The organism is Gottfriedia sp. NPDC058432 (assembly GCF_042721555.1).
Classification (GTDB): domain Bacteria; phylum Bacillota; class Bacilli; order Bacillales; family Bacillaceae_G; genus Gottfriedia.
In genome coordinates this window covers 1-4,065 of sequence record NZ_JBHXLC010000054.1, presented here as the reverse complement: position 1 = coordinate 4,065, position 4,065 = coordinate 1, and the positions used below count along the sequence as shown (strand labels likewise).

Below are 4,065 nucleotides of genomic sequence, written 5' to 3'. Positions count from 1 at the left end.
ACTCTCCATAAAAGTTAAGTTTAAATCTTGTATTGCTCAAAAAACTAATAATTGACGTTTACTTCATGTTTTGTTTAGTTTTCAAAGTTCACTTTATCGCTTTATCTCTTAGCGACTTATATAATAATAACATATTCAAGTTTGTTTAGTCAACAACTTTTTTATATTATTTTCTTGCCTCATTTATTGGTTTAATGTGACAACGTTTAATAATATACCATGATGCTTTTATGATTGCAATAACTTTTTAATAAAAAAAAGATAATGTTTTTCATTATAGAAAAAGAGTAGTTAACTTTACTAAACTCTATTTACTACAATGAAAAACCATTACTCTGCTATTACAGGTAATTCAACTACAAATAGTGACCCTTTACCGATCTCACTTTTTACATAAACAATTCCATTGTGCATATCGACAATTTTCTTTACGATTGATAAACCTAATCCATTTCCACTAGTTGTCCTGTCTCTTGATTTATCTGCTTTATAAAATCTTTCAAATATATGCACTTGATCTTCTTCAGAAATACCTATTCCAGTATCTTGAATTTGTATAACTACCTTGTCACTATCTTGTATTGCAGAGATAAATAGATCCCCATCGTTAGGAGTAAACTTTATACTGTTTGTAATTAAATTCATCCAAACCTGATTTAAAAGAGCCTCATCTCCAATAAAGTCAATTTTACCAAGATCAACATGCATATTGATTTTTTTTTCTAGTATCTGGGGTTCGCAGCTTAACAATGAGTACATAAGTTGGCTATTTAACGAAAAACTGTTCTTTTCTATTGGCTGGCTTTGTGATTCTAGTGAAGTTAGCTTTAGAAGATTATCGCTAAGCTTCGATAATCTTGTACTTTCATACTCAATTATATTTAAATATTGCTCTCGCTCTTCTAACGGTAATTTTTCATTTTGTAATACTTTAGCAAAACCTTTAATAGATGTTAAGGGCGATTGAATTTCATGTGAAACGTTAGATATAAACTCTTGTCGCATGTATTCCATTTGATCTAAATTCTTTGCCATATGGTTAAAGCTGTCTATTATCTCTCCTATTTCACCACCAAATGCATTCCTGAACTTTTCAAGATCTACTGATACTTTAAACTCTCCCCTTGAAATACTTCGAATTGCCTGCATTATTTCTTTTACCATTTTCATTTGCTTTGGATGATGAAACATTCTACCAAATACGGCTCCTCCGAGCATTAATAATAGAAAGGTTAAAAATGTATTTATGATTTGTTTCGTTAAATCTGATAAATTAGTGAGCTGATGTTCATAAAAGTAATTAGTAGAATAGTGAACAATTACGCTTCCAATTGTTATTGCAGTCGTTAATAATAATATAGCTCCTATAACATCTCTAATCTTTTTCAGTACCTTCACTTTAATAGCTCCATTCGATACCCTAATCCCCATACAGTAGAAATTTTAAAACCAAATTCTTTCTCGGGAAATCTTTCCCTCAATCGCTTTATATGAACATCTACAGTTCTTTCATCCCCTGCATAATCGAATCCCCAAATGTTTTCAATTAATTGTTCCCTAGAATAAGTCCTTCCTAAAGAGCTCGCTAAAGTAAATAAAAGCTCTAACTCTTTCAATGGCATATTGATTACTTGGTGATCATTTAGAACTTTGTAATTACCGTGGTCTATTGTTAAATTTCCTATTTGAACAATTTTAGATGAAGATATTTTTGATCTTCTTAACAAAGCTTTTACACGAACAACCAATTCGACTGGTTCAAATGGTTTTACAATATAGTCATCGGTCCCTAATTTAAACCCTCTAACTTTCTGCTCGGTTTCACCTTTTGCAGTTAACATAATTATAGGAAGATCATATTCATTGCGTATTTCTCGACAAAGCTCGAATCCGTCCATTTTGGGCATCATTAAATCTATCATTAACATATCTATTTTGTTATCCTCAAAAACACTAATTGCTTCAATACCATTTGTAGCCTCAAAAACAGTAAACCCCTCATCACGAAGTAAAACATTTAATAGTTTTCGAATATGTGGATCATCGTCTACGATTAAAATACTAGCCATAAAGACACCTTCCTTCAATTTAATTACACCGCACTGTTTACCCTTAATTGCTGATCTGCAAATTCTCTGTACATTAAATGACTACTATATAATTCATCATGTGTTCCAATACCAGTTATTTTCCCTTTATCTAAAAATACAATTTGATCCGCATCTATAACTGTTGAAAGACGATGAGCAATAATTAAAGTAGTTCTCCCTTTCATTAAATTGGAAAGTGCATTTTGTACAACTAATTCGGACCTACTATCAAGATTGGAAGTTGCCTCATCCAACATTAATAATTTAGGGTTTCTTAATAAAGCCCTCGCAATACCTATTCGTTGTCTTTGACCACCTGATAGTTTTATACCTCTTTCTCCAACCTCTGTATTAAAACCTTCAGGTAAGTCATTAACAAATTGATCAACATATGCCATACCCGATACATTAGCCAATTCTTGATCAGATATATCCCTTTTAATTCCATAGCAAATGTTATCTCTAATTGTACCAGCAATTAGAGGACTTTCTTGTGCAACATAACCTATTTGTTTTCTCCAGCTCTCTAAATTGAAACTATTAATTGGATTATTTCCAATTGTTATTTCTCCATCTTTGGGAGGATAAAATCGTTCAATGAGTGAAAATAACGTTGTCTTTCCACTGCCGCTTGGCCCTACAATAGCTGTTACTTTACCTGGAGGAATCACAAAATTAAGGTTTGTTAACATCTCTTCTTCCTTATATGCAAAATGTAACTTATTAATATTAATTGGTAAATTCATATCAACTTCATCTTTTCCAACTTGATAATCTTCTTCTTCTAGTTCTAATATACTAATCATTCTTTCAGTAGCACCTTTTGTTTTTTGAAGCTCAGTAAAGAAATGTGTAATTTGTGTCACTGGGAAGATAATTTGAAATAAATATAGTATATAAGCTACTAATGCCCCTGCAGTTATTGCACCTGACGAGACCCTAACCCCGCCATATCCAATAATAACTACTAAAATAAGCATCAATACAAAGGAAACAATTGGTCCAATTAGAGAATGTAATTTCCCTTCCTTAATACCGAAAGATAATAAATTATTAATTCCCTTGTTTCCATTTGTAATTTCAGTACTTTCTGCATTCGAAACTTTTACTAATCTAATCTCCGAAAAAACTTGGCTTATTAATGAAGTGAATTTTGCCGTTTCATCTTGAGTTGCTTTTGATAATTTTGACATTTGTTTTCCAATAGGGATAAATATTAAAGCAATAACAGGTATAATACTAAAAGTTACTAATGTCATTCTCCAATCTAATACTAGTAGTAATATAAAAGATCCAATAATTGAAATGATTCCTGTTAAAAAGTTTGTTATATGTTCTGTTATTAACCCTTTTAAAATTGCTGTGTCATTCGTAACACGACTAACATTATCTCCAGTCTGAGTCTCATCGAAATAAGATATTGGAAGTACTATCATTTTCTTCCACAATCTGTGTCTTACATTGGCAACAACTGTATTTCCCACTCGACTAAGCAGATAGATAGAAGCTGCTGATGAAATGGCCTGTATGACTAGTACCGCAACAAAAACCGCTATTTGTCCTGCACTTAAGGATGCTAATGAAAAACCATCTACAAATTTCTTTGTTAGTAAAGGTAATAGTAACCCGACTAAAGTAGTGGCTACGCTTAATAATACGCCTATTGCAAATAACCATTTAGGCGGGTTTGCATTCTTAATTAAAGAGATAAAATTTCTCCAGTCACTTTTTTTATTTGAATTAGTTTCTTCTCTCATATCTTTACTCCTTACACTTACTATTTTTTTATCTACTTTACCTTTAAAATTTACAGCTAAAATATGAATAAAGAATGAACTAAACTGTATTATTCCTCTTAAATATTATCTTTTATAACGCAAAAAAAACATCAGCCTAATAGCTGATGTTTTTAGTTACCAGGCGACGTTCTACTCTCACAGGGGGAAACCCCCAACTACCATCGACGCAAAAGAGC

General features: G+C 31.7%; 3 protein-coding genes. All 3 read right to left on the bottom strand.

Annotated features, from left to right (window positions below; all coding sequences use genetic code 11):
- Window positions 1-330: 330 nt before the first annotated feature.
- Genes ACFWM3_RS24890 through ACFWM3_RS24880 form a run of 3 tightly spaced genes read right to left on the bottom strand, consistent with a single transcriptional unit; the run spans window position 331 to window position 3,847 of the window.
- Window positions 331-1,398, bottom strand: a complete 1,068-nt coding sequence (locus tag ACFWM3_RS24890; protein ID WP_056468418.1) for a HAMP domain-containing sensor histidine kinase — start codon at window positions 1,396-1,398, stop codon at window positions 331-333.
- Complete coding sequence (locus ACFWM3_RS24885; protein WP_390313392.1) at window positions 1,395-2,069, bottom strand: response regulator; 675 nt, start codon at window positions 2,067-2,069, stop codon at window positions 1,395-1,397. The genes ACFWM3_RS24890 and ACFWM3_RS24885 overlap by 4 nt, the downstream gene beginning before the upstream one ends.
- Window positions 2,070-2,092: 23 nt before the next feature.
- The gene (locus tag ACFWM3_RS24880; RefSeq protein ID WP_390313390.1) at window positions 2,093-3,847 is read right to left on the bottom strand and encodes an ABC transporter ATP-binding protein; all 1,755 of its coding nucleotides are present in this window, start codon (window positions 3,845-3,847) and stop codon (window positions 2,093-2,095) included.
- Window positions 3,848-4,065: the final 218 nt, after the last annotated feature.

Bases quoted from the DNA above. Each gene is read 5' to 3' on its own strand.
- ACFWM3_RS24880 (WP_390313390.1), bottom strand. From the start codon at position 3,847: ATGAGAGAAGAAACTAATTCAAATAAAAAAAGTGACTGGAGAAATTTT.
- ACFWM3_RS24885 (WP_390313392.1), bottom strand. From the start codon at position 2,069: ATGGCTAGTATTTTAATCGTAGACGATGATCCACATATTCGAAAACTA.